This is a genomic window from Peptoclostridium sp. AF21-18 (assembly GCF_003478825.1).
Classification (GTDB): domain Bacteria; phylum Bacillota; class Clostridia; order Peptostreptococcales; family Peptostreptococcaceae; genus Peptacetobacter.
This window is the reverse complement of the sequence record NZ_QUGE01000005.1, coordinates 1-24813: the sequence shown is the minus strand read 5'-3', so window position 1 is coordinate 24813 and position 24813 is coordinate 1. Positions and strand designations below refer to the sequence as shown.

Here is a 24813-nt window from a genome sequence, read left to right as displayed (position 1 = left end):
AGGAAAAATATTTATTTATTTTTTATATTTTTCGTAACCTGATTTGGTTATAATTTTGCTCTGCTAAAATACAGTCAATTATAAATTATACTAGGAGAATACAAAAAAATCAATTAAAAAAACAAAAAACTAGAAAAAATAATTGTCACTTCTTTATTGAACAATGACTTTTTTATTTACATAAAGCAAGAGATAAAGTAAAATAATAGGTATGATATAAAAGTGTAACTGCGCTCATAAACGGAAAAAATGAATTTAGCGTAATAAATCGCTTTGAAATAGAGAATAATTTTGAAAGGGAGGAAACTTAATTGTCAAGCAGACAGAGTAGAACAAGAAACTTTAGTATAATTGCACATATAGACCACGGGAAATCTACTTTAGCAGATAGATTAATACAGACTACAGGTCTTGTAAGCGAAAGAGATATGAAATCTCAGCTTCTTGATAACATGGATCTTGAGAGAGAAAGAGGAATAACAATCAAATTACAGAATGTTAGACTTAAATATCAGGCTAATGATGGTGAAGAATATTATCTTAATTTAATAGATACTCCAGGTCACGTCGATTTTAACTATGAGGTATCAAGAAGTTTAGCAGCTTGTGAAGGAGCTCTTTTAGTTGTAGATGCAGCACAGGGTGTTGAAGCTCAGACACTAGCAAATGTGTATCTAGCTTTAGATCAGGACCTTGAAATACTTCCAGTTATAAATAAGATAGACTTACCAAGTGCCAGACCAGAAGAAGTAAAAGCAGAAATAGAAGACTATATAGGACTAGATGCATCTGATGCACCACTTATATCAGCTAAGAACGGAATAAACATAGAAGATGTATTAGAAGGTATAGTAAATCATGTACCAGCTCCAGAAGGAGATTCAGAAGCTCCTTTAAAAGCTTTAATATTTGACTCATACTATGATGCATACAAAGGTGTTATAGCTTATGTAAGAGTATTTGAAGGTACTGTTAAAAAAGGTATGACAATAGAAATGATGAATACTAAGAAGAAATTCGAGGTAACAGAAGTCGGTGTTATGGCTCCTAATCCAACAGAGCTTCCAGAATTATCTGCAGGGGATGTTGGTTATATAGCAGCGAGTATAAAAGATATAAGAAGCTGTCGTGTTGGGGATACAATAACTGACGCTGATAATATGACAGCTGAGCCATTACCAGGATATAAAAAAGCAACTCCAATGGTTTACTGCGGTATATATCCAGGCGAAGGAGAAAAATACGAAAATGTAAGAGATGCCCTTGAAAAATTACAGGTAAACGATGCAGCTTTAGAATTTGAAGCTGAAACATCTGCAGCTCTTGGATTTGGATTTAGATGTGGATTCCTTGGATTATTACACATGGAAATAATGCAGGAAAGATTAGAAAGAGAATTTGACCTTAATATAGTAACAACTGCACCATCTGTTATATACAGAGTTACAAAAACTGATGGAGAAGTTGTTATGATACAGAACCCTGCAAACTTACCTGAACCAGGTGAAATACAGATGATAGAAGAGCCTATAGTTAAAGGTGATATAATAGTTCCAAAAGATTTCGTAGGGGCTGTTATGGAGCTTTGTCAGGAAAGAAGAGGAACTATGCACAATATGGAATATATTGATGATAGAAGGGTTATGCTTCACTACGACCTACCTCTAAATGAAGTTATATACGACTTCTTTGATGCGTTAAAATCAAGAACTAGAGGATATGGATCATTAGATTATGAAATGAAGGGATATGTACCTTCTAAACTTGTTAAACTTGATATACTTATCAATAAAGAACAGGTCGATGCACTTAGCTTCATAATCCACGAAACAAAAGCATTTGTAAGAGGAAAAGCTATGTGTGAAAAACTTAAAAATGAAATACCTAGACATCAGTTCGCAGTTCCAATTCAGGCAGCTGTTGGAAATAAGGTAATAGCAAGGGAAACAATAAGTGCTTTAAGAAAAGACGTTCTTGCAAAATGTTACGGTGGGGATATCTCTCGTAAAAGAAAACTTCTTGAAAAACAGAAAGAAGGTAAGAAAAGAATGCGTCAGATTGGTAGCGTAGAAGTACCACAGAAAGCATTCATGTCAGTTCTTAAACTTGACGACTAATAAAATAGAATACAAAAATAATTTGGCTGTTGCATTTGATATGTGTAACAGCCTTTTTAGAAGATTGGAGTGATTTTTTTGATAAAATTGCCAGAAACAACAGAGTATATAATAGAAAAAATAGAAAAAAATGGATTTGAGGCATTTGCAGTAGGTGGATGTATAAGAGATAGTCTTCTTGGACGAGTGCCAAATGATTGGGATATAGCTACATCTGCAAAGCCAGAAGATATAATGAATATATTTGAAAATACTGTAGAAACAGGTATAGAACATGGTACTGTAACTGTAGTGATAGATAAGGAACCGTATGAAGTAACTACATATAGAATAGATGGAGATTATACAGATGGAAGACATCCAGATAGTGTAGAATTCACTGAAAATATAGAAGAAGATTTATCTAGAAGAGATTTTACTATAAATGCTATGGCGTATAATAATTCTACTGGATTGGTTGATGTGTTTGGTGGTAGAGATGATCTTGAAAATAAGGTAATAAGATGTGTTGGAGATCCAAGAAAAAGATTTGAAGAAGATGCACTTAGGATGATGAGGGGAATTAGATTTTCTGCACAGCTTGGATTCTCTATTGAGAATGATACATTCAAAGCGATAGAAGAAATGTCGGATTTAATCTCAGCAGTATCTATTGAGAGAATAAATGTAGAATTTACTAAGACATTGATGTCGGATGCAAAAAAAATAATGATTTATCATGAAAGTGGAATACTAAAAAATATACTACCAGAGCTGTATAAGATAGATAGTGAAGATTATAATAGAGAATTTTCGGCTGTAGAAATGATAAAAATGGGTGTTAATTGTGCTGATTTATGTAAAAAAGATTTAGCTTGTAGGTTAGCTGGATTCTTTATTTATATAAATGAAGCTATTGGACTAGAGAATACTAGAAAAATATTGAAAAAGATGAGATATGATAATAAAACAATTTCTAAAGCTTGTGAGCTTTTAAAATACGGTATGAGAAATATCTCCAATAATAAAGAGGATTTAAAGTATTTACTTATGAAATTGGACAGTGTAGAAATGTTAGAGGATTTAATTGATTTAAAGGCTGCTGAAGTAGATACATATTTAGAAGAAAGAAAAGGTAAATTTGAAGAAAAAAGCGAAGAGGAGAAGAAAATTGAAAGTGTAGGGATAGAAGTATTAGAAGCATTTACAGTAGAAGCTCTTATAGTACTAAATAACGTAGAAAATACTTTAAAAGAAATTGTGGATAACGGCGAATGTTTTAGAGTTAAAGATTTAGATATAAATGGAAAAGATTTAATAGCAGCTGGAATAAAACCAGGCAAGGAAATAGGAGAAATGCTAAATAAAATCTTAAAAGAAGTAATAAAAAATCCAGATATAAATAAAAAAGAAAAATTATTAGAAATGATAAAATAATTTTAAAAATATTTGGAGTGGATAATCTATAGAAATATGTTTTGTTTGTAGATATCGATAAAAATAGAATATATAATCAAATTTATAAAAAATTGAAAAAATTTAAAAAAGTCGGTTTGAATTACGGTTAAAAGGGTATATAATGAACATAAAGAATTAATTATTATGTATCGGCTTTTTAAATTAAGATTATTTATTTGTCGGTAGAAGGAGAGTACAAAATGATGGATTATAAGAATTTAATAATGAACTCAAAATCAGTTAGAAGTTTTAAAGAAAAAGAAGTTGAAGCTAAAAACTTAGAAGAAATAAAAAAATATATAGAAACAGCTAAAGTTCTAGTTCCTGGTATAGAAACAGAATTAAAATTCTATGACAAAGGTGAAGTATATGACAAAATGGAAGGATTAGCTGGATACAATGGATTCCTTATAGATGCACCACACTACATGCTTTTACTTTCAGATAAAAAAGATAATTATATAGAAAATGCTGGATATATAGCAGAAAACGCAAGATTAAAAGGGGTAGAATTAAAAATAGATTCTTGCTGGATAACATTTAATGACGGAAAGAAAATACTTGAAAATATAGGAATAGTAACTGATAAAGAATTAGTTGCATTAGTAGCATTTGGATATGCTGATGAAGCTAAGAAAAAAGTTTTAAAAGCTACTAAAACTGGAGAAAACTATTCTCAGTCAGAAATGGAAAAAGCAATGGCAGAACCTGCATCAGATAGAAAAGCTATAGAAGAAATAGTATTCATGGATAAATGGGGACAGGCAGCAGATATAGAAGATCTAGAAACAAGAGCTTTATTAGATGCATTTTCATATGCTAGACTAGCTCCTTCAGCACTTAACAAACAGCCATGGAGATTTATAGTTGATGGTGGTAAAATAGTTCTTGTTGTTGATAAAGAAGAATTAAAAGACGAATACGAAGGAAAAATAGCTTCTGGTATAGTTATGTTATACTTCGGAGTAATAGTGGATACAACTCTTATGGATTCTAAATGGGTATTTGATGCAAGTGGATATGAAGTACCTGCTGAATATAGAGTAGTTGGATACTGCAATATATAATTAAATTGATTATGTGGGATGTCTCGATTATTTAAAGAGACATCTCTTTTTTTTATGCTTAGACCAAATATAATCTTATCTCCAGATTTCGATGCATCGCTTTGATTTTGTATAATATATTTATCTGTTGCGATGCATCTTCAGATTGTATAAAATAATAATTATTAAAAGGAGGAATGTTTGATGTTTGGAGTTTATATACATATTCCGTTTTGTGTAAAGAAGTGTAAATACTGTGATTTTAATTCGTTTAAAATGAATTTATGTGATAAGAAGAGATATTTAGATGATTTAAATAAAGAGATAAAGATGTATTCAGGTGAATGTGCTGATAGAATAGTAGATACTATTTTCTTTGGAGGAGGGACTCCTAGTATTTTATCTTGTGATGAGATTGAGAGTTTGATGAAGTGCGTTAAAGATAGTTTTAATATTTCTGATGATGCCGAGATTACTATGGAATGTAATCCAGGTACTATTGATAGGAAAAAGTTAGAAGCTATTAAAAGAAGTGGAATAAATAGGCTGAGTATAGGCCTTCAAGCTGTTCAAAATCATCATTTAAGTTATATAGGTAGAATTCATACTTATGAGGAGTTTGAGAAGAATTTTAAAGAGGCTAGAAGTGTAGGTTTTGATAATATCAATATAGATCTCATGTTTGCACTTCCTAATCAGATTGAGGACGATTGGAAAGAGAGTTTGGAAAAGGTTGTTGGATTAAACCCTGAGCATATTTCTGCGTATTCTCTTATAATGGAAGAGGGAACAGAGCTTTTTGATATGTATGAGCGAGAAGAGTTTGAACTTATGGACGAGGATAGAGATATAGAGATGTATGAATACACTATTAACTATCTAAAAAACAATGGATATAATCAGTACGAAATATCTAATTACTCTAAAGAAGGCAAAGAATGTAGACACAATATAATATATTGGCAGTGCGATAACTATCTTGGACTTGGTGCAGGTGCAGCTGGATATCTTGCTAGAGATAGATATACAAATGAGTCAAATTTAAATAGTTACCATAAAAAAATAGAAAGTGGGAAAAAGCCTATTATAAGTGTAGAAAATCTTTCTGATGAGGAAATGATGGAAGAAATGGTGTTTATGGGATTGAGAATGAACTCTGGAATTAATAGAATTGATTTTAAAAATAGATTTGGAGTTGAATTCTGTGATAAATATAAAAAACAGGTAGAGGATTTAGTTGAGAGAGGACTTTTATCTGTAGATGATGAAAATATAAAACTAACTCAAAAGGGAAGAGAGATATCTAATAGTGTATTTTTAGAAATATTATCTTAGATAAGAGTGATAATGATATGTTAATTAGCACTCTAGTGTGCTAATGGACAATTAATAAAAAGAATATTGAATTTGCAATAAAGAAATCTGATTATAGTATAATTGGATTTCTTTTTTGTGTTCAAAAATACTTTTTAAAAAGTTTTTTCAAAAGATGTTGACAAAAAATTCTAATGGTGTTATAAAATAAGTATAAGCTTTTTAGCACTCTTGAATGATGAGTGCTAATAAAGTAAGAAGGTGATGAATTTGGAATTGAATGAGAGAAAATTAAATATACTTAAAGCGATAGTTAAAGATTATATTGATACAGCAGAGGCTATCGGTTCTAGAACAATTTCAAAGAAACATGATTTTGGAGTTAGTGCAGCGACTATAAGAAATGAAATGGCGGATTTGGAAGAGCTAGGATATCTAATACAGCCTCACACATCTGCAGGTCGTGTTCCTTCAGTTAAAGGATATAGATTATATGTTGATTCTTTAATGAACAAGGGAGAGCTTACTGATGAGGAAAAAAGATTAATTGAAAACTGTATGCAAAACAATATAGACAATATAAATGGTTTAATTCATGAAACATCAAAGATGTTATCAAAATTAACCAATTATACTACAGTAGCTATTACAAAGAGTATAGCAAACAACGTAATAAAATATATACAGTTGGTAAACTTAAATGAAAACGAGATACTTTTAATAGTAGTTTCAGCAAAAGGTGATGTAAAGAAAGCGAACATACCAGTAAGAGAAAACATTGAACAAGCTAAGCTGAATCTTATATCAGATAGCTTAACAAAAAGACTTGCTGGAAAGAGTGTAGCTGACTTAGATGAAAACTTTATATCATATGTAAAATATCAGATTGGTGAGTTTTCAATGATAGTCGATACATTAATAGATGTTCTAAATGGTGAAGAGTCAGATGATGATTATTCACTTACATTAAATGGAGCTACAAACATTTTCAATTACCCTGAGTTTAACGACATAATAAAAGCTAGAGAATTTTTAAATCTAGTAGAAGAAAAAGATGCCGTTACAGATCTTATTAAACAGAAGGGTATTCAAAAGGATAATCTAAATATTTTAATAGGTAATGAAAATGGAAAAGGTCTTGAAAAAGATTGTAGTGTTGTAACAGCTACATATAATGTAGACAATAATACATTAGGAAAGATAAGCTTTATAGGACCTACAAGAATGGATTACGCTAGAGTTTGCTCAATAATAAATTATATGAGCATTTTACTAAATAAAAGAAATAAAACAGCAAAAAGCTGACGGACTGAGGGGTGTATGTCTTGGAAAATAATAAAGGTATAAACGAGGAGACAAAAAATACTAAAACGGCTGAGGAAGCTCAGAATGAAGAAGTAAATGTTTCTAATGAAGAGATAGAAGGTGAAGCAGAAAACATAACAGATATAAATGCTAAACTTGAAGAAAAAAAATTAAAAGATGAAATAGCAGATTTAAATGATAAATATCAGAGACTTCAAGCTGAGTATGCAAACTACAGAAGAAGAACTAATGAAGAAAAAGAAAATATAGGAATATTTGCCAATGAAAAAATAATGGCAGAACTTATTCCTGTTATAGACAATATGGAAAGAGCTTTAAATTCAGCAGATAAAGGTACAGCAGTTTATCAGGGTGTTGAGCTAGTTTTAAAACAGCTTTTAGATACTCTTGGTAAATTTGGTCTTAAAGAAATACCAGCTGAAGATGAGCCTTTCGATCCAAACTTCCATCAGGCAGTTATGCAGGATCATATATGTGGTGTAGAACCTGGTAAGGTTGTAGATGTGCTACAAAAAGGATATAAATTAAATGAAAAAGTTGTAAGAGCAACTATGGTAAAAGTTTCTTGCTAATAAATAGCAAATAAATTAATTAAATGAAAAGGTAAATTACAAATCATAATATGATTTATAATCATAAAGGAGGAAATTAAAATGGCAAAAGTAATAGGTATAGACTTAGGTACAACAAACTCATGTGTAGCAGTATTAGAAGGTGGAGAACCACAGATAATACCAAACTCAGAAGGTATGAGAACTACTCCTTCAGTAGTAGCTTTCACTAAAGATGGAGAAAGAATAGTTGGGGAACCAGCAAAAAGACAGGCAGTAACAAATGCAGATAGAACTATAAGCTCAATAAAAACTCATATGGGTACTGACTACAAAGTAAATATAGATGGAAAAGATTATTCACCACAGGAAATATCAGCAATAATACTTCAGAAATTAAAATCTGATGCAGAAAGCTACTTAGGTGAAAAAGTAACAGAAGCAGTTATAACTGTTCCAGCATACTTCACAGATGCTCAGAGACAGGCAACTAAAGACGCTGGTAGAATAGCAGGACTTGAAGTTAAGAGAATAATAAATGAACCAACAGCAGCATCACTTGCTTACGGTATGGATAAATTAGATCAGGATAAAAAAATATTAGTATTCGACTTAGGTGGAGGTACATTCGACGTTTCATTACTTGAAATAGGTGATGGTACTTTCGAAGTTTTAGCTACAGCTGGTAACAACAGACTAGGTGGAGATGACTTCGATAAAATAATAATAGACTACTTAGCAGAAGAATTCAAAAAAGCTGAAGGTGTTGATTTAAGAAACGACAAAATGGCTCTTCAGAGATTAAAAGAAGCTGCTGAAAAAGCTAAAAAAGAATTATCTTCAACAATGAGTACAAATATAAACCTTCCATTCATAACAGCAACTGCAGAAGGTCCAAAACACTTAAACATAGATTTATCAAGAGCTAAATTTGAAGAATTAACAGCAGGATTAGTTGAAAAAACTATGGAACCAATGAAGAGAGCTATATCAGATGCAGGAATATCAGTTTCTGAAATAGATGATGTATTATTAGTTGGTGGTTCTACAAGAATACCAGCAGTTCAGGAAACTGTTAAAAAATTCATAGGAAAAGAACCTCACAAAGGTATAAACCCAGACGAATGTGTTGCAGCTGGTGCTTCAATACAGGCAGGGGTATTAACAGGAGAAGTTAACGACTTATTATTATTAGACGTAACTCCATTATCATTAGGTATAGAAACATTAGGTAATGTATTCACTAAGATAATAGAAAGAAATACAACAATACCAACTAAAAAATCTCAGGTATTCTCAACTGCAGCAGATAACCAGACAGCTGTTGATATACATGTACTTCAGGGAGAAAGAAGTATGGCTTACGACAATACTACATTAGGTAGATTCCAGTTAACTGATATACCACCAGCAATGAGAGGAATCCCTCAGATAGAAGTTACTTTCGATATAGATGCTAACGGTATAGTTCATGTTACAGCTAAAGATTTAGGAACTGGAAAAGAACAGAAAATAACTATAACTTCTAACACTAACTTATCTGAAGAAGAAATAGAAAGAAAAGTAAAAGAAGCTGAAATGAATGCAGAAGCAGATAAAGCTAAAAAAGAAAAAATAGAAGCAGTTAACCAGGCTGAATCAACAGTATATCAGACAGAAAAAACTTTAAAAGAAGTTGAAGATAAAATAAGCGCTGATGATAAAGCTGAAATAGAAAAAGCAATAGAAAACGTAAAATCTGTAAAAGATAAAGAAGATGCATCAGCAGAAGAAATCAAAAATGCTATAGATGAATTAATGCAGAAATTCCAGAAAGTATCTGAAGTAATGTATCAGCAGGCACAGCAGCAGGCAGGTGCTGAACAGGCAAATGAAGGATCATCTTCAAATAATGACAATGTATATGATGCAGACTTCAAAGAAGTAGATGAAGATAAATAATATCTAACCTTTAGTATTAAATAACTGAATGTGATTATTCCAGGAAAAAAGACTATATAGCTTGTAATTGACCTGTGAATAAAGTAAGATATTAAAGTAGAATTATAAAGTATGAATGATAGCTTGTAGTTTTAAATATTCTACAAGCTATTGTTTTATTGTAGAAAGTTTGAGAAAGGAAAAGGCGGTGTCACAGGTTGAGTAGTAAAAGAGATTATTATGAACTTCTTGGCGTTGAAAAGACAGCAACAGCTCAGGAAATTAAAAAAGCATATAGAAAACTAGCTATGAAATATCACCCAGATAGAAATCCAGGTGATAAAGAAGCTGAAGAAAAATTCAAAGAAATAAATGAAGCATATGAAGTATTATCAGATGAGGAAAAGAGAAAAAGATATGATCAGTTTGGTCCAGATGGCGTAAATGGTCAAGGAGGATTCGGTGGTCAAGGTGGCTTTGGCGGCTTTGGTCAGGGTGACTTCAGTGGATTTGGCGGCTTTGAAGATATATTTGGAGATATATTCGGTGGCGGATTCGGCGGATTTGGAGGATCTGGCTCAAGAAGAAGAGGTCCAGTAAGAGGTGCTGATATAAGACAGAGAGTAAGAGTTACATTTGAAGAAGCTGCAAAAGGTGTTAAAAAGGAAATAAAAGTAACTAGAAATGAAGAATGTAGCGAATGTCATGGTACAGGAGCAAAACCAGGTACTTCTAAGAAAACTTGTCCAAACTGTAATGGTACTGGTACAGTTAGAAGTGTACAGAGAACACCATTTGGTAATATAGCAAGTACTAAGACTTGTCCAAACTGTAATGGTACTGGTGAAATAATAGATACTCCATGTTCTAAATGTAAGGGAACTGGTAGTGTAAGAAAAACTAAGACTATCGAAGTTGATATACCAGCAGGTATAGATGATGGACAGATGATAAAATTATCTGGACAGGGTGAATTTGGTGAACCAGGAGCTCCAAAAGGAGATTTATATATAATAGTAGAAGTTACTCCTCATGAAATATTCAGAAGAGATGGATACGATATTTATATAGATATGCCTATAACATTTGTTCAGGCAGCACTTGGTGATGAGATAGAAGTGCCAACTCTTGATGGTAAGGTTAAATATACTATACCAGAAGGTACTCAGACAGGTACAGTATTTAGATTAAGAGATAGAGGTATAAAACGTATTAGAGGTAATTCTAAGGGTGATCAGTATGTTAAGGTCAATGTAGAAGTGCCTAAGAAACTTTCTGAAAAACAGAAAGAATTATTAAGAGAATTCGCAGGTGAATGTGGGTCGAAAGAACACGAAAAAAAAGCCACATTCGGGGAAAAAATAGATAGATTATTTGGAAAGAAAAAGAAATAAATAATGAAAAGAGATGTCCAAGATTTTTCAAGGGCATCTTTTTTTAACTTCAAATCGAATCTAAACTCCTCTCCAGGCTTCGGCACATCGCATTTATTCTATAACACATTTATATGTTGCGATGTGCCTCCAGATTGTCGAGAGCATATTAGATTCGATATTGAAGTTTAAAGTTAGTTTTTATGAAAAATCTTTAGGACATCTCTTTTTCATTTTATTTCCCCAAAGTAGAAGATTTTGGTAAAAGTAGATAAAAAAGAAAATTTATCTTGAAAGATTGGTTTATTAATGGTATTTTTTGTAATGAGAAAAATTTGTGAATAGTTATGAAAGGTTTAGTAAAGGAGAGTAGTAATGGAAGAGAAGAAAGGGTTTAGTATAAATTGGGTAGAGACTGGGAAGTTGTTTTTAGCAGCTTTAGTTATTTTTACGCTTAAACATTTTGTTGTTAATTTTGCTGGGGTTGAGTTTAGAAATAATGAGACTACTAGCATGGGTGGAGTTCTTTTAGGGCTAGTGTTTGTGGCAATGGTGCTTGAATACTGGAAGGGATTCCATATTATAGGTAAAGGCGACGGAAAAGGAGCAAGTATTATAGCTGGTATAGGTGCTGGTATATTTGCTAATTCCATAATGAATTTCTTTATAACAGTTGCAGTAGCAGAGGTAGTATTTGGAATTTTAGATTATTTCTTATCTGGTAAAAGAGAAAAAGAAAGATTAGAAAGAGAAGCTAGAAAACCTAAACACGATGGAAAAAGAAAAAAATCAAAGAAGAAAAAGAAATAATTTATATTATAGAGGTTGTGCTATTAAAATTTAGTAGCACAACCTTTTTTGCAGAAAGAAAAGATAATAGATAAAAATTGTTATATAGTATGATATAATAAAAGGTAATGTAAAATGGAAAATTTTGACCATGTGTCAATTTAAAGAATAATATTTTTTAGATGGAGGTTACGAAAATGGGAAATTGGATAGAAGTAACAATTAGAACAACTACAGAAGCAGTTGAGGCTATAACAAATATACTTTATGAAAATGGAGCAGCTGGGGCTATGATAGAAGACCCTAATGACTTTAAATTCCAGAAAAAACACGAATATGATTGGGATTATGTTGAAGAAGAAGTATTCAATAAAAGTGGAGAAGACTGCGTAAAAATAAAAACATATATATCTGAAGAAAAAAATGTACCAGAATTCGTTGAAAATGTAAGACATAGAATATCTACACTTAAAGATTTCGGTATAGATCCAGGTGAAGGAAGCGTGTCTTTAGATACAGTTAATGAAGCAGATTGGGCAAATAACTGGAAAAAATACTACAAACCAACTAAAGTAGGTGAAAAGATAGTTATAAAACCATCTTGGGAAGAATACGAAGAACAGGAAGGAGATATAGTTATAGAGTTAGATCCAGGTATGGCATTTGGTACAGGTACTCATGAAACAACTAGTATGTGTATATGCCAGTTAGAAAAATACGTTACTCCAGATGCTAAGGTATTCGATATAGGTTGTGGTAGTGGTATATTAGCAATAGCAGCTGCTAAATTAGGTGCTAATGATGTAACAGCAGTTGATTTAGATGAAGTAGCTGTTGAAGTTGCTAAAGAAAATGTAAAAGAAAGTAATGTAGAAGATAAGGTTACAGTACTTCATGGAAACTTAACTGATGTTATACATGATAAAGCGGATGTTGTTGTGGCTAATATAATAGCAGATATAATAAAAATACTTGCTAAGGATGTACAGCAGTTTATGAAAGAAGATGCTGTGTTTATATCTTCAGGTATAATACTTGCAAAAATAGATGAGGTAGTAGAAAGTCTTGAAGAAAATGGATTTGAAATAGTAGAAGTTATCAGAAAAGGAGAATGGTCTGCTATAGTATCTAAAATAAAAAAATAAATCTCAATTAGGAGTTTTATAGAATAAAATTTATTTTAAAAGGATATTATTATGGATTGGACATGGACTATGGATAGATTTTTTGTAGACAAGAACAATATAAATTTAGAAGAAAATACATGCATCATAGAAGGCGAAGATGTAAAGCATATAACAAAAGTTCTTAGATATAGAGAAGGCGAAAAACTTGAAATCTGTGATGGAGAAGATAACGAGTATATTGGCGAAATAAAATCTATGTCTAAGGAAGAAGTTTGTCTAGATATAATAGATAAAAGAGATATAAAAAGAGAGTCTAAACTAAGAGTTAGAGTATATCAGGGAATGCCAAAAGGTCCTAAAATGGAGTATATTCTTCAGAAATTAACAGAAGTTGGAACTGATGAAATAATTCTAGTAGATACTAAGAGAAGTGTTGCCAAAGTAGATGGCAAAAAAGAAGATAAAAAGCTTGAAAGATGGGAAAGAATCATATATGAAGCTGCAAAACAGTCTAAGAGAGGAAAAATTCCTACATTAAAAGGAGTTTTAAGTTTTAAAGAAGCTCTTGATGATATGAAGAGAAATGATTACAATATTTGCCCTTATGAAGACGAAAGAAATATACCTTTAGTTAAAGAGATAAGAGGGCTTGATATAGAAAGTATAGGTATATTTATAGGACCAGAAGGTGGAATTGCTGATGAAGAAATAGATGCACTTAAAGAAAATGGAGCAAAAGTAGTTACTCTTGGTCCTAGAATTCTTAGAACAGAAACTGCATCTACTGTAGCCTCAGCACTTGTACAATATGAATTAGGTGATTTAGGAGGAGAAATATAAGTGAAAAAAGTTGCTTTTTACACACTTGGATGTAAAGTAAACCAGTATGAAACAGAAGCTATGATAGAATTATTTGAACATGCTGGATATGAGCACGTTCAGAGTGAAGAATATGCAGATGTTTATGTTATAAATACTTGTACAGTTACTCACATGAGTGATAGAAAATCAAGACAGTATATAAGAAGAGTTAAGAAAAAGAACCCAAACTCTGTAATAGCGGTTGTAGGATGCTATTCTCAGGTTGCGCCAGAGGAGATACTAGATATAGAAGAAGTAAATTTAGTTATGGGTACTAATGACAGAAGACATATCGTTGAAAAAGTTGAGGCTGTTACATGCAATGATAAGGTGTCTACAGTAGACGATATAATGAAGGTAAAAGAATTTGAAGAAATAGAAATAACTCAGACTAATGGTAGAACTAGAGCGTTTATGAAAATTCAGGATGGATGCGATAGATTTTGTACATATTGTATAATTCCTTATGCAAGAGGAAGAGTTAGAAGTAGAGATCTTGATAATATAGTCGAAGAAGTTAAATTATTGGCTTCTAAGGGCTATAAAGAGGTAGTACTTACTGGAATACATGTTGCATCTTATGGAAAAGATATAAAGGATAAAGATGTCAAATTACTAGACGTTATAAAAGCTGTAAATGAAATAGACGGTATAGAAAGAATAAGAACTAGTTCAGTTGAGCCAATATTATTTACTGATGAGTTTGTAGAAGAAATTTCTAAGATGGATAAAGTTTGTCCTCATTTCCATTTGTCACTACAGAGTGGATGTGATGCAACTTTAGATAGAATGAACAGAAGATACACTACTGCTGAATATAGAGAAATAGTAGAAAGATTAAGAGAAAAAATGCCAGATGTTGCTATAACTACAGACGTTATAGTTGGATTCCCTGGAGAAACTAATGAAGAATTTAAACAGACTTATGAATTTTTAAAGAATATAGAATTAGCACAGATGCATATATTCAAATATTCTCCAAGAAAAGGTACTCCAGCGGCTAAGATGGATAATCAGATAGATCCTCAGGTAAAACATATGAGAAGTGAACAACTTATATCTCTATCTAAAAATAATTTCGATAAATTTGCTGAAAGATTTATAGGTAGAGAAATGGATGTTTTATTTGAAGAAACTACTAAATCTGGAAACTATGAAGGACTTACAATGAACTACATGAGAGTTGAAGCTCCAAGTGAAGAAGATATTTCTGGACAGATAAGAAAAGTAAAAATAACTGGAATAAAAGAAGACTATGTTGAGGGTGTATTAATATAGTATAAAAATAAATCCTTCTGATTTTACCAATTAATTTGGTGAAAAAAGAAGGATTTTTTATTTTGGTGTAGAAATTTATAAAGATAACAAATCGGAGGTGAAATAATTATGGATTGTATATTCTGTAAAATAGCAAATGGAGAAATACCATCATCAAAAGTTTATGAAGATGATAAAATATTAGCGTTTAACGACCTTAATCCTGTTGCGCCATATCATATACTTGTAATACCTAAAAAACACTACACTAGTATATTAGACGTGCCAGCAGAAGAAATGGGTATAATAGCTGATATACACAACGCTATAAACACAATAGCTAAAGAAAAAGGATTCGATAAAACTGGATTCAGAATAATAAATAACTGCGGTGAAGATGGTGGTCAGGAAGTTAAACACATACACTACCATGTACTAGCAGGTAAAAAACTTCCTAACTACGAAGCAGAAGAAAAATAGGAGTATTTTCCTATATCAATCTTGGCGAAATTGATGCTAGGGTAATTTTAAAAAATGTTAAAAAAAAATGTCGGATTAGGAATAAAAATACTTGATAAAAGTAAAGATTTAGTTTATACTAGATTAAGTGTTAGGTTTGTAATCCTTAACAGTTGTTACAGTCCCAGCATAATTGCGCTATCGGAGGGAGGGAAAAAGAATGTCAGAAGTTAGAGTAAGAGAAAATGAATCATTAGACAGTGCTTTAAGAAGATTTAAACGTCAGTGTGCAATGTCTGGCATAATGTCTGAAGTTAGAAAAAGAGAACACTACGATAAACCAAGTGTAAAACGTAAGAAAAAAGCTGAAGCAGCTAGAAGAAAAAACGCTAAAAGATAGTAGCAAATAAAAGCAAAGAGGTGAGGGGAAATGACCCTTAAACAAAAATTACAAGAAGATCTAAAGACTTCAATGAAAAACAAAGATACATTGAGAAAATCAGTTATAACTTTAATAAGATCTTCAATAAAGCAGGTAGAAGTTGATAAACGAATCGAATTGAACGATGATGATGTTATAGATATAATATCAAAACAGCTAAAACAGCGCAATGACAGTTTAGAACAATTTCTAGATGCTGGAAGGGAAGATTTAGTTGAAGAGACTAGATCAGAAATAGAAGTATTAAAAGAGTACCTACCTCAACAATTAAGCGAAGAAGAGCTAAATGAGATTGTAAAACAGACTATATCTGAAGTAGGAGCAACTTCTATGAAGGATATGGGAAAAATAATGTCAGTTATAAAACCTAAAACAAAAGGTAGAGCTGATGGAAAACTAATTAATAAATTAGTTAAGGAAAACTTACAATAAATATGTATATATGGCCTGGATATTTTATCCAGGCTTTTAATCTTTTTTGAATAAATTTATTAAAGATAGAAAATACCGTTTTAAGAGTTAGATAATAATAGACTTTTAAAATGGTATTTTTGTTTTTTTGAAAAAGTTTTGAAACTAAAATTTGATGTATATTCAAGATGAATATATATATTCTGAAAAATAATTTTTGTACTAAAAAGTAATTATCATATATAAAATAAACATATTAAAATAAATAATCTATACAATAAAAATAATCTGAATTAAAAAATAAAACACGCTTGTAATATAATCATGATTATGTTATGATATAGTCATAACGAAGAGGAGGTAAAAAACTGTATGAATGAAGGAAGATTAAAAAAGAATATGCCAACATTGGTAATTCTTTCAATAGCAGGTGCGCTTATATATGCGTTACCGTACTTTAGAAATTATTATTATGATACTTTTTTAGCAGCATTTAAATTAACTAATACTCAAATGGGTACATTAGGAAGTGCTTATGGAGTATGTTGTTTAATATCTTATGTATTTGGTGGTTATTGTGCAGATAGATGGAAAACAAAAAATCTATTAATGATATCACTTATTTCAACTGGATTATTAGGATTTACATTATTAACATATCCTCCATATCCTGTATTATTAGCAATACATGCAGCTTGGGGAATAACTTCAATTCTTACTTTCTGGAGTGCACTTGTAAAAGCTGTTAGATCACTAGCAAGTGAAAACGAACAAGGAAAAGCATTTGGATTCTTTGAAGGTGGTAGAGGTGTAACAAACATAATACAGTCTATGTTTGTACTAGCAATATTTGCATTCTTCTCAAAAAGAATGAGTGAAAAAATGGCTTTATCTGCTGTTATAATAGTGTACTCAGTTATATGCTTAGTACTTGCAGTTGCAATAATGTTCTTATTTAAAGAAGTTGAAGATGGAGCTAAAAAAGAAGACAAAAAAGCAGTATTTGACTGGGCAGCTCTTAAAAAGATATTAAAAATGCCTACAACTTGGGTTGCAGCATTAATAATATTTCCGTCTTATGCAATGATAATAAGTTACTACTACATAACACCATATGCATCATTAGCATTTGGAACAACAGCTGTTATCTCAGCAGCAATAGGTTATCTATCACAGTACTGTAGACCAATAGGTTGTATGGGAAGTGGTGTTATAGGTGATAAAATAGGTGTTTCAAATATGGTTATAATATCTTACATATTAATGATAATAGGTATAGTAGGATTAATCTTAGTACCAGGAAAACCTTCTATGATATTTATGCTATTAGTTTCAATAGCTTTAATATACACAACTATGTATGCTCTTCAGGCAATGCATTTCGCTATACTATCTGAAGCTGATTATCCTGTTGAAGTTACTGGTGCAGTAACAATGCCTCTTATGATGTTAGGATACAGCCCAGAAATAATAATGCCAATTATAGCAGGTAAATGTATAGATAAATTCCAGGGCGTATTAGGATACAAAGTATTCTTTGGAATATTACTAGCATTAGCTGTTGCAGGTGTTGTATTTGTATTAATTTGGAAGAGAATAACAAAAGATTATAGAGAAAGTTTAAAAGAAAAAGAAGCTGAAACAGCTACAAATGTAGCAGAAGCATAAAAAATTAACCCTTATGTTAATTTTAGTATGATTATATGGTATTATAAATTATAAAATCTAAAATCAATTGACAAAGGGGAGGGGACAGTTTTGGAAAGTATAAAAGAAAGAAATAAGGAAATACAGAGAAAAAGAAAAATGATGTATTTCATAGAAGCTACACAAAAGATAATGGAAGAAGAGGGAACAGATCATGTAACTATAAGAAGAGTTGCAGATATAGCTGGGTATAATAGTGCGACTATATATAATTATTTTAAAAATCTTAATCATATGATAGCTTTTGCATCTATTCAATATCTAGAAAACTATAATAAGGAGTTTCTTGAGGCTATAAAAAAATACGATGATGAATATGAAAAATTTATTGTCGAATGGAAAGTGTTTTTTAAAAATGCATTTGAGCATCCAATAGCTTTTGAATATATTTTCTTTAGTGGAAATGAAAATATAGAAGAAATAATGAAAGAATATTATGAAATATTCCCAGTTGAAGTCGATTCTAAAGATGATTTGGAGGAAATGCACGAACTTTTAAAATTAGCTAATTTCGGATACAGAAATGAGAAATGTCTTGAGGAATTCTCTAAAGGTGGCTATATAAAGAAAGAAAATATAGGGATAATTAATGAGATAACTAAATGTATAGCTCATGAATATATATCAATAGCAGCTAAACAAAAAGAGGAATTTGACAAAGATAAGTACATCAAAAAATTCATTTCGTGTATAAATTATCTTATAAACAAAGATAAATAAAATAAAGATAAGAGGTGTTCAAATGGCTAAAAAAATTAAATTATTTGATTTGATTCTGATGAGTATATCTACTTTGTACGGTATAAGATGGATTGCAAAATCTACCGCATCATCTTTTGGATTAGGTCTTGCTGCAATACCTTCATGGTTAATATTTGCGGTGCTATTCTTTATTCCACAAGCACTTATATGTGCAGAATTAGCAAATAGGTTCTCGGATAAAAGTGATGGGGGATTATACGTATGGGTAAAAGAAGCTCTAGGAGAAAAATATGGATTTATGGCAGCTTGGCTAAATTGGACATCCAAAATATTTTGGTACGCTTCTTTTATGACATTCTTTGTTATAAATATAAGTTATTTTATAGGGAGATCAGAACTTGCAGATAATAAAATAGTAGTAATGATACTTTCAGTTGTCATATTCTGGCTACTATCTATGATGAGTATGAAAGGAATGGGTGGCTCAAAAATATTTACTAGTTTTGGAGCATTTGGTTCTTTCATACCATCTGTAATACTAATATCATTTGCTTTTATAGCAATAGTTGTTCTTAAAAAACGGCCTTCAGCTTCAGTATACACTGTTGCAACTATGACTCCAAAATTTAATGCGGATTCACTGGTAGCTGTATCAGGAATAATATTTGGATTCACTGGGGCAGAGGTTATAGCAAACTTTATAACAGAAATAGATAATCCTAAAAAGACTTATCCAAAAGCTATATTAGTATCAGCAGTCTTAGTTGCTGGATTATATATACTAGGATCTATAGCAATTACTATGATACTACCACCTGAAGAAATACAAGCATCTACTGGAATACTTGATTCAATAGGTAGGGTTGCAGCACTTCTAGGAATAGGAGACTGGCTTGTAAAACTTATAGCTGGTGGGGTAGCGTTTTCAATGCTAGGAGCTACAATAATATACATAGCTTCACCTATAAAAATGCTATTTGGATCTGTACCAAAGGGAATGTTCCCAGATAAATTTACAAAAGTAAACTCTGTTGGTATACCTGAAAAAGCAGTTATACTTCAGACAGTAATAGTTTCGTTATTATTAATAGCAACAGCGGTTATGCCAGGTGTTGATGTTATTTATAATATATTAGTAACAATGACAGCTCTTACAGCATTACTGCCATATGGATTACTTTTAATATCTTATATAAAAATAAGAAAAGAATCTAAAGATGATAATTATGATGGTTATGTTATGGCAAAGAGCAATAAAATTTGTATAGGAATAGGATATGAAACACTATTCTTATGTATATTAGGTATATTATTCTCTTGTGCACCAGTTATGGGCTCACTTAGAGAAAATATAATATATGAACTAGAAATGATAGGCGGCGGTTTAATAGTAATAATGTCTGGTCTTTATTTATGGAACAGATATATAAAAAAATAAATAATTAAATAGGGTAGTCGTCTAAATTTAAGGAGGAAATATAAAATGGGTGTTGAATGCAAAGAAAGAATAATTCTAACTGAACAGCCTTACAAATTTAATGCTGTTGAAAATGAATGGATAACATTAAAAGATGGTACAAAACTATCTTCAAGAATATGGTTCCCAGAAACTGATGAACCATTACCAGCAATACTAGAATATATTCCTTATAGAAAAACTGATGGAACAAGAATGAGAGATGAACCTATGCATGGATATTTTGCAGGACATGGTTACGTTGTTGTTCGTGTAGATATGAGAGGTACAGGAGAATCTGATGGTCTTTTAAGAGATGAATACATCAAACAGGAACAGGACGATGCTCTTGAAGTAATAGATTGGATAAGCAAACAGCCTTGGTGCGATGGAAATGTAGGTATGATGGGTAAATCATGGGGAGGATTCAACTCTCTACAGGTAGCTGCAAGACAGCCAGAAGCATTAAGAGCAGTTATAACAGTTGGATTTACAGATGATAGATTTAATCAGGATATACATTACAAAGGTGGATGTTTATTAAACGACAACTTCTGGTGGGGATGTATAATGCTTGCATATCAGGCTAGACCACTTGATCCACATATAGTTGGAGATGCATGGAAAGATGCTTGGATAAATAGATTAGATCAGATGCCTTTATGGATGGCAAATTGGTTAGAACACCAGACTAGAGATGAATACTGGAAACATGGTTCAGTTTGTGAAGATTACTCAGCAATAAAAGTACCAGTAATGGCAATAGATGGTTGGGCAGACTCTTACACAAATACAGTAATGACATTAATGAACGGATTAAGCGTTCCAAGAAAAGGTATAATAGGACCTTGGGCACACGTTTATGCTCATGATGGTGTACCAGGACCAGCTATGGGATTCTTACAGGAAGCTACAAAATGGTGGGATAAATGGTTAAAGAAAATAGACAATGATGCTCTTGATTGCCCACAGATACAGGCATGGTTAGAAGAAAGTATGTTACCAGAAGCTAAACATCCAGTTAGTGAAGGTAGATGGGTTGGTCTAGATTCTTGGCCAAGTAAAGATGTAAACGACAAAGTAATGTCATTTACTCATGGTAAATTAATGGAAACAGCAAATGAAAATAAAGAAGAAGTAGTACTTCAGACTCCGCAGAACCACGGTCTTCTTGCTGGTGAATGGATGGGTGCAGGTGTACTTGGTGAAAGCCCAGCTGACCAGAGAGTTGATGATGGTATGGCAATGCTATTCGAAACAGATGTATTAGAAGAAGCAATAGAAATATTAGGATACCCAAGATTCGAAGTTGAATTAACAAGTGATAAACCAAAAGCAATGTTATTTGCACAGTTATCAGATGTAGCACCAAACGGAGCTGTTACTAGAGTTTCTTATGGTGTAATGAACTTAACTCACTTAGAAGGACATGACAAAGTTGTAGAATTAGTTCCAGGACAGAAAACTAAAGCATTTGTAAACTTAGACTGCTGTGGACATAACTTCCCAGCTGGACATAGAATAAGAGTATCTCTTGCTACTACATTCTGGCCTATGTTCTGGCCTATGCCTGAAGACGCAGCTCTTACTTTATCATTAGATACTGCTAAATTCAGCTTACCAGTATTTACAGGAAAAGACTGCGAAGGACCTAATATGCAGCCAGAATCAGCACCATTAACTCCAGCTACATTCTTAACAGAAGGTAGAGTTGATAGATCAGTATACTACGATATATTAACAGATACTTGGACTTGTGTAACTGACGGTGTTGGTGGAGTATTCGGTGAAGGTATATACAGATTTGATGATGTAGATGTTACAGTTGAACACAACTTAAAGAGAGAGCTTAACTTAACAAATGGAGATCCATTATCAGCTGAATACACTATAACTCAGAATATGAGATTAGGAAGAGAAGGTTGGTGGACAAACTCTGATATAGTTGTAACTCAGACTGCTGACGAAGAATACTTCTACTTAAAAGGATATATGGATGTAACTGCAAATGAAGAAAAAGCATTCCACAAAGTTTGGGATCAGAAAATAAAACGTTTCGGAATGTAATTATATTCTATAAAAATAAGACATAAAAAATCCAAATAAAAAAGTCGCCTATTGTAAAATAGGCGACTTTTTTATTTGGTTATCTAAAAAATATAGTTAAATAAAAAAATGTATAAAAAAAGAGATAGTTTTAAACGGCTATCTCAATAAATTTCATAGCAATAAAATGAAAATGAAATTGACACTCGGTTATATTTATAATAACACACTTTCAATTAAATAAAAAGTCTGTAAATTCGCAAAAATATAAGTTATTATATATATAAGCTAAAAAAACATATATCAAACATAAAATATACTAAGGGAAAACGATATATGTTAGCGAAGGGAGAGAGTTTTATGAGAGTTACAGTAACTGGAAAACACGTTAAATTAACAGATGGAATAAAAGGGTATACAGAAGATAAATTAAAAAAACTTGGAAAATACCTAGATGAAGATACAGAAGTTAAAGTAACTGTTAGCGCTAGTAAAAATAGACAGAAGGTAGAAGTTATGATACCTAATGTAAATGGACACGCAATAAGAGTGGAAGAAGAACAGGATAATTTATATCCAGCAATTGATTTAGTTTGTGATAAGTTAAATAGACAGATAATCAAATACAAAGATAAATTTAAAACTAGAGTACCAGGCAACTTCTCTATAAGATATGAAGGAATAGAAGAACTAGCTCAAGAATTAGATTACGAAGTAGAAGAACCAGAAGTAGTAATAGAAAGAAGAAAAAAATTCAATTTAAAACCTATGAGTGTAGAAGAAGCTATACTACAGATGAACTTAACAGACCATGATTTCTATATGTTTAAAGATCGGGAAAGCTTCGAAATATGCTTAGTATATAAGAGAAAAGAAGGCGGATATGGATTAATAGAACAGGAAGTTTAAATTCTATAAAGCCATAAATAGATAGTATATAAAATGTAAACAAGGGAGTTGTCAATTGGCAACTCCTTTTTTAAAATATAATTATAAAAATGTTTAACAGATAGTAAATTTGGGTAAACATATACTATATGAATTTTAAGGAGGAAACAAATTATGGATATGAAAGTTTTACAGAACTTATCTTATGGACTTTATACAATAGGTACATTAAAATATGGAAGAAAAGTTGGGTGTGTTGTAAACACAGTGTTCCAGGTTTCTGCGGATCCGGCACTAATATGTATAAGTATGAACAAAGATAACTTTACACATGATTGTATAAAAGAAGAAGGAAGATTTAGTGTATCTATACTATCAGAAGATACAGATCCAGCTATAATAAGAGCATTTGGTTTCCAGTCATCTGAAAAGAATGACAAATATGATGGTTTCAAATATGATTATGTAGATAAAATGCCAGTGATGGTTCAGGATATAAGCGGATATTTAATATGTGAAGTTGTATCATTTACAGATGCAGCAACACATTCTTTAATACTTGCTAAAGTAACAAATTCGGGATTTGTAGGAAAACACAAACCTATGACTTATGATTATTATCATAAAGTAATAAAAGGTAAAGCACCAAAGAATGCTCCTACTTATGTTGAAGAAGTTGAAAAAGAAGAAGCTCCTAAAGCAGAAGGAAAAGTAAGTTACTACTGTGATGTATGTGGATATGTATATGAAGGAGATATAACAAAAGAGCCAGACGACTATAAATGTCCATTATGCCATATGGATAAATCACACTTTGTAAAAGTTGAAGAAGAACCAGTAGAAGAAAATGTAAGTTATTACTGTGATGTATGTGGCTATGTATACGAAGGAGATATAACAAAAGAACCAGACGATTATGTATGCCCATTATGTGGAGTAGATAAGTCACACTTTATAAAATCTGAAGAAAAATCTGCTGCAAAAGAAGAAGTTAAAAAAGAAGAACCAAAAGCAGAAGATGTAGGAGTAAGCTACTACTGTGACGTATGTGGCTATGTATACGAAGGAGATATAACAAAAGAACCAGACGATTATGTATGCCCATTATGTGCAGTAGATAAATCAAATTTTATAAAAGTAGAAAAAGAAGAAGCAGAAGCAGTAAAAGGAGAGGAAGCTCCAAAAGCAGAAGATGTAGGAGTAAGCTACTACTGTGACGTATGTGGCTATGTATACGAAGGAGATATAACAAAAGAACCAGACGATTATGTATGCCCATTATGTGCAGTAGATAAATCACATTTTATAAAAGTAGAAAAAGAAGAAGCAGAAGCAGTAAAAGAAGAGGAAGCTCCAAAAGCAGAAGATGTAGGAGTAAGCTACTACTGTGACGTATGTGGATACGTATACGAAGGAGATATAACAAAAGAACCAGATGATTACGAATGCCCATTATGTCATGTAGATAAATCTCATTTTATAAAACAGTAAATAAGATATATTATATAGGCTGTCACAAAATTTGTGACAGCCTTTTTAGTATGACGGGCATGCTATTAATCTGTGGTGAAAGTCCATAAAAGG

Annotated in this window: 21 protein-coding genes; all 21 read left to right on the top strand. The window is 31.7% G+C overall.

Going from position 1 to position 24813, the window contains the following annotated elements:
• Positions 1–311: 311 nt before the first annotated feature.
• The 21 genes from lepA (at position 312) to DWX74_RS11235 (ending at position 24720) form a co-directional block, all read left to right on the top strand.
• Positions 312–2117, top strand: coding sequence for a translation elongation factor 4 (lepA, locus tag DWX74_RS03845; protein ID WP_006440900.1), 1806 nt, complete (start codon positions 312–314; stop codon positions 2115–2117).
• A 69-nt stretch (positions 2118–2186) separates the two neighbouring features.
• A complete protein-coding gene (locus DWX74_RS03840) occupies positions 2187–3533 on the top strand; it encodes a CCA tRNA nucleotidyltransferase (RefSeq protein ID WP_118548794.1) in 1347 nt (448 codons plus the stop codon).
• A 221-nt stretch (positions 3534–3754) separates the two neighbouring features.
• The gene (locus DWX74_RS03835) at positions 3755–4621 is read left to right on the top strand and encodes a nitroreductase family protein (protein WP_118548793.1); all 867 of its coding nucleotides are present in this window, start codon (positions 3755–3757) and stop codon (positions 4619–4621) included.
• A 183-nt stretch (positions 4622–4804) separates the two neighbouring features.
• Complete coding sequence (hemW, locus tag DWX74_RS03830) at positions 4805–5935, top strand: radical SAM family heme chaperone HemW (RefSeq protein ID WP_118548792.1); 1131 nt, start codon at positions 4805–4807, stop codon at positions 5933–5935.
• Positions 5936–6184: 249 nt separating this feature from the next.
• Entirely contained in the window at positions 6185–7219 is a 1035-nt protein-coding gene (gene hrcA, locus DWX74_RS03825; protein WP_199647540.1) for a heat-inducible transcriptional repressor HrcA, read from the top strand.
• A gap of 11 nt (positions 7220–7230) precedes the next feature.
• Complete coding sequence (gene grpE / locus DWX74_RS03820) at positions 7231–7812, top strand: nucleotide exchange factor GrpE (protein ID WP_118548790.1); 582 nt, start codon at positions 7231–7233, stop codon at positions 7810–7812.
• 81 nt (positions 7813–7893) lie between these two features.
• Entirely contained in the window at positions 7894–9732 is a 1839-nt protein-coding gene (gene dnaK, locus DWX74_RS03815) for a molecular chaperone DnaK (protein WP_118548789.1), read from the top strand.
• A gap of 197 nt (positions 9733–9929) precedes the next feature.
• Positions 9930–11105: a molecular chaperone DnaJ gene (gene dnaJ, locus DWX74_RS03810; protein ID WP_118548788.1), complete on the top strand. Its 1176-nt coding sequence runs from the start codon at positions 9930–9932 to the stop codon at positions 11103–11105.
• Between the two features lie 354 nt (positions 11106–11459).
• Complete coding sequence (locus DWX74_RS03805) at positions 11460–11894, top strand: hypothetical protein (RefSeq protein ID WP_118548787.1); 435 nt, start codon at positions 11460–11462, stop codon at positions 11892–11894.
• 176 nt (positions 11895–12070) lie between these two features.
• Positions 12071–13018: a 50S ribosomal protein L11 methyltransferase gene (gene prmA / locus DWX74_RS03800; RefSeq protein ID WP_118548786.1), complete on the top strand. Its 948-nt coding sequence runs from the start codon at positions 12071–12073 to the stop codon at positions 13016–13018.
• 69 nt (positions 13019–13087) lie between these two features.
• Positions 13088–13840 carry a 16S rRNA (uracil(1498)-N(3))-methyltransferase gene (locus DWX74_RS03795; RefSeq protein ID WP_118548867.1) on the top strand — a complete coding sequence of 251 codons (753 nt, stop codon included), beginning with the start codon at positions 13088–13090 and terminating at the stop codon, positions 13838–13840.
• Complete coding sequence (gene mtaB, locus DWX74_RS03790) at positions 13841–15139, top strand: tRNA (N(6)-L-threonylcarbamoyladenosine(37)-C(2))-methylthiotransferase MtaB (RefSeq protein WP_118548785.1); 1299 nt, start codon at positions 13841–13843, stop codon at positions 15137–15139.
• Positions 15140–15247: 108 nt separating this feature from the next.
• A complete protein-coding gene (locus DWX74_RS03785) occupies positions 15248–15598 on the top strand; it encodes a histidine triad nucleotide-binding protein (protein ID WP_118548784.1) in 351 nt (116 codons plus the stop codon).
• 199 nt (positions 15599–15797) lie between these two features.
• On the top strand, positions 15798–15977 hold the full coding sequence (gene rpsU, locus DWX74_RS03780; RefSeq protein WP_002844447.1) for a 30S ribosomal protein S21: 180 nt from the start codon (positions 15798–15800) through the stop codon (positions 15975–15977).
• A 30-nt stretch (positions 15978–16007) separates the two neighbouring features.
• Positions 16008–16451 (top strand): GatB/YqeY domain-containing protein, encoded by a 444-nt coding sequence (locus DWX74_RS03775; protein WP_118548783.1) that lies wholly within the window; start codon positions 16008–16010, stop codon positions 16449–16451.
• A 351-nt stretch (positions 16452–16802) separates the two neighbouring features.
• Positions 16803–18098: an MFS transporter gene (locus DWX74_RS03770; protein WP_118548782.1), complete on the top strand. Its 1296-nt coding sequence runs from the start codon at positions 16803–16805 to the stop codon at positions 18096–18098.
• Positions 18099–18188: 90 nt separating this feature from the next.
• On the top strand, positions 18189–18857 hold the full coding sequence (locus DWX74_RS03765) for a TetR/AcrR family transcriptional regulator (RefSeq protein WP_118548781.1): 669 nt from the start codon (positions 18189–18191) through the stop codon (positions 18855–18857).
• Positions 18858–18879: 22 nt separating this feature from the next.
• On the top strand, positions 18880–20277 hold the full coding sequence (locus tag DWX74_RS03760) for an APC family permease (RefSeq protein ID WP_118548780.1): 1398 nt from the start codon (positions 18880–18882) through the stop codon (positions 20275–20277).
• 45 nt (positions 20278–20322) lie between these two features.
• On the top strand, positions 20323–22362 hold the full coding sequence (locus DWX74_RS03755) for a CocE/NonD family hydrolase (RefSeq protein ID WP_118548779.1): 2040 nt from the start codon (positions 20323–20325) through the stop codon (positions 22360–22362).
• 339 nt (positions 22363–22701) lie between these two features.
• The gene (gene hpf / locus DWX74_RS03750) at positions 22702–23250 is read left to right on the top strand and encodes a ribosome hibernation-promoting factor, HPF/YfiA family (RefSeq protein WP_199647538.1); all 549 of its coding nucleotides are present in this window, start codon (positions 22702–22704) and stop codon (positions 23248–23250) included.
• A gap of 153 nt (positions 23251–23403) precedes the next feature.
• Positions 23404–24720, top strand: coding sequence for a rubredoxin-like domain-containing protein (locus tag DWX74_RS11235; protein ID WP_286164178.1), 1317 nt, complete (start codon positions 23404–23406; stop codon positions 24718–24720).
• Positions 24721–24813: the final 93 nt, after the last annotated feature.

Bases quoted from the DNA above. Each gene is read 5' to 3' on its own strand.
- DWX74_RS11235 (WP_286164178.1), top strand. From the start codon at position 23,404: ATGGATATGAAAGTTTTACAGAACTTATCTTATGGACTTTATACAATA.
- DWX74_RS03760 (WP_118548780.1), top strand. From the start codon at position 18,880: ATGGCTAAAAAAATTAAATTATTTGATTTGATTCTGATGAGTATATCT.
- DWX74_RS03835 (WP_118548793.1), top strand. From the start codon at position 3,755: ATGATGGATTATAAGAATTTAATAATGAACTCAAAATCAGTTAGAAGT.
- DWX74_RS03805 (WP_118548787.1), top strand. From the start codon at position 11,460: ATGGAAGAGAAGAAAGGGTTTAGTATAAATTGGGTAGAGACTGGGAAG.
- prmA (WP_118548786.1), top strand. From the start codon at position 12,071: ATGGGAAATTGGATAGAAGTAACAATTAGAACAACTACAGAAGCAGTT.
- DWX74_RS03770 (WP_118548782.1), top strand. From the start codon at position 16,803: ATGAATGAAGGAAGATTAAAAAAGAATATGCCAACATTGGTAATTCTT.
- DWX74_RS03785 (WP_118548784.1), top strand. From the start codon at position 15,248: ATGGATTGTATATTCTGTAAAATAGCAAATGGAGAAATACCATCATCA.
- dnaK (WP_118548789.1), top strand. From the start codon at position 7,894: ATGGCAAAAGTAATAGGTATAGACTTAGGTACAACAAACTCATGTGTA.
- DWX74_RS03775 (WP_118548783.1), top strand. From the start codon at position 16,008: ATGACCCTTAAACAAAAATTACAAGAAGATCTAAAGACTTCAATGAAA.
- hemW (WP_118548792.1), top strand. From the start codon at position 4,805: ATGTTTGGAGTTTATATACATATTCCGTTTTGTGTAAAGAAGTGTAAA.
- rpsU (WP_002844447.1), top strand. From the start codon at position 15,798: ATGTCAGAAGTTAGAGTAAGAGAAAATGAATCATTAGACAGTGCTTTA.
- DWX74_RS03795 (WP_118548867.1), top strand. From the start codon at position 13,088: ATGGATAGATTTTTTGTAGACAAGAACAATATAAATTTAGAAGAAAAT.
- DWX74_RS03755 (WP_118548779.1), top strand. From the start codon at position 20,323: ATGGGTGTTGAATGCAAAGAAAGAATAATTCTAACTGAACAGCCTTAC.
- hpf (WP_199647538.1), top strand. From the start codon at position 22,702: ATGAGAGTTACAGTAACTGGAAAACACGTTAAATTAACAGATGGAATA.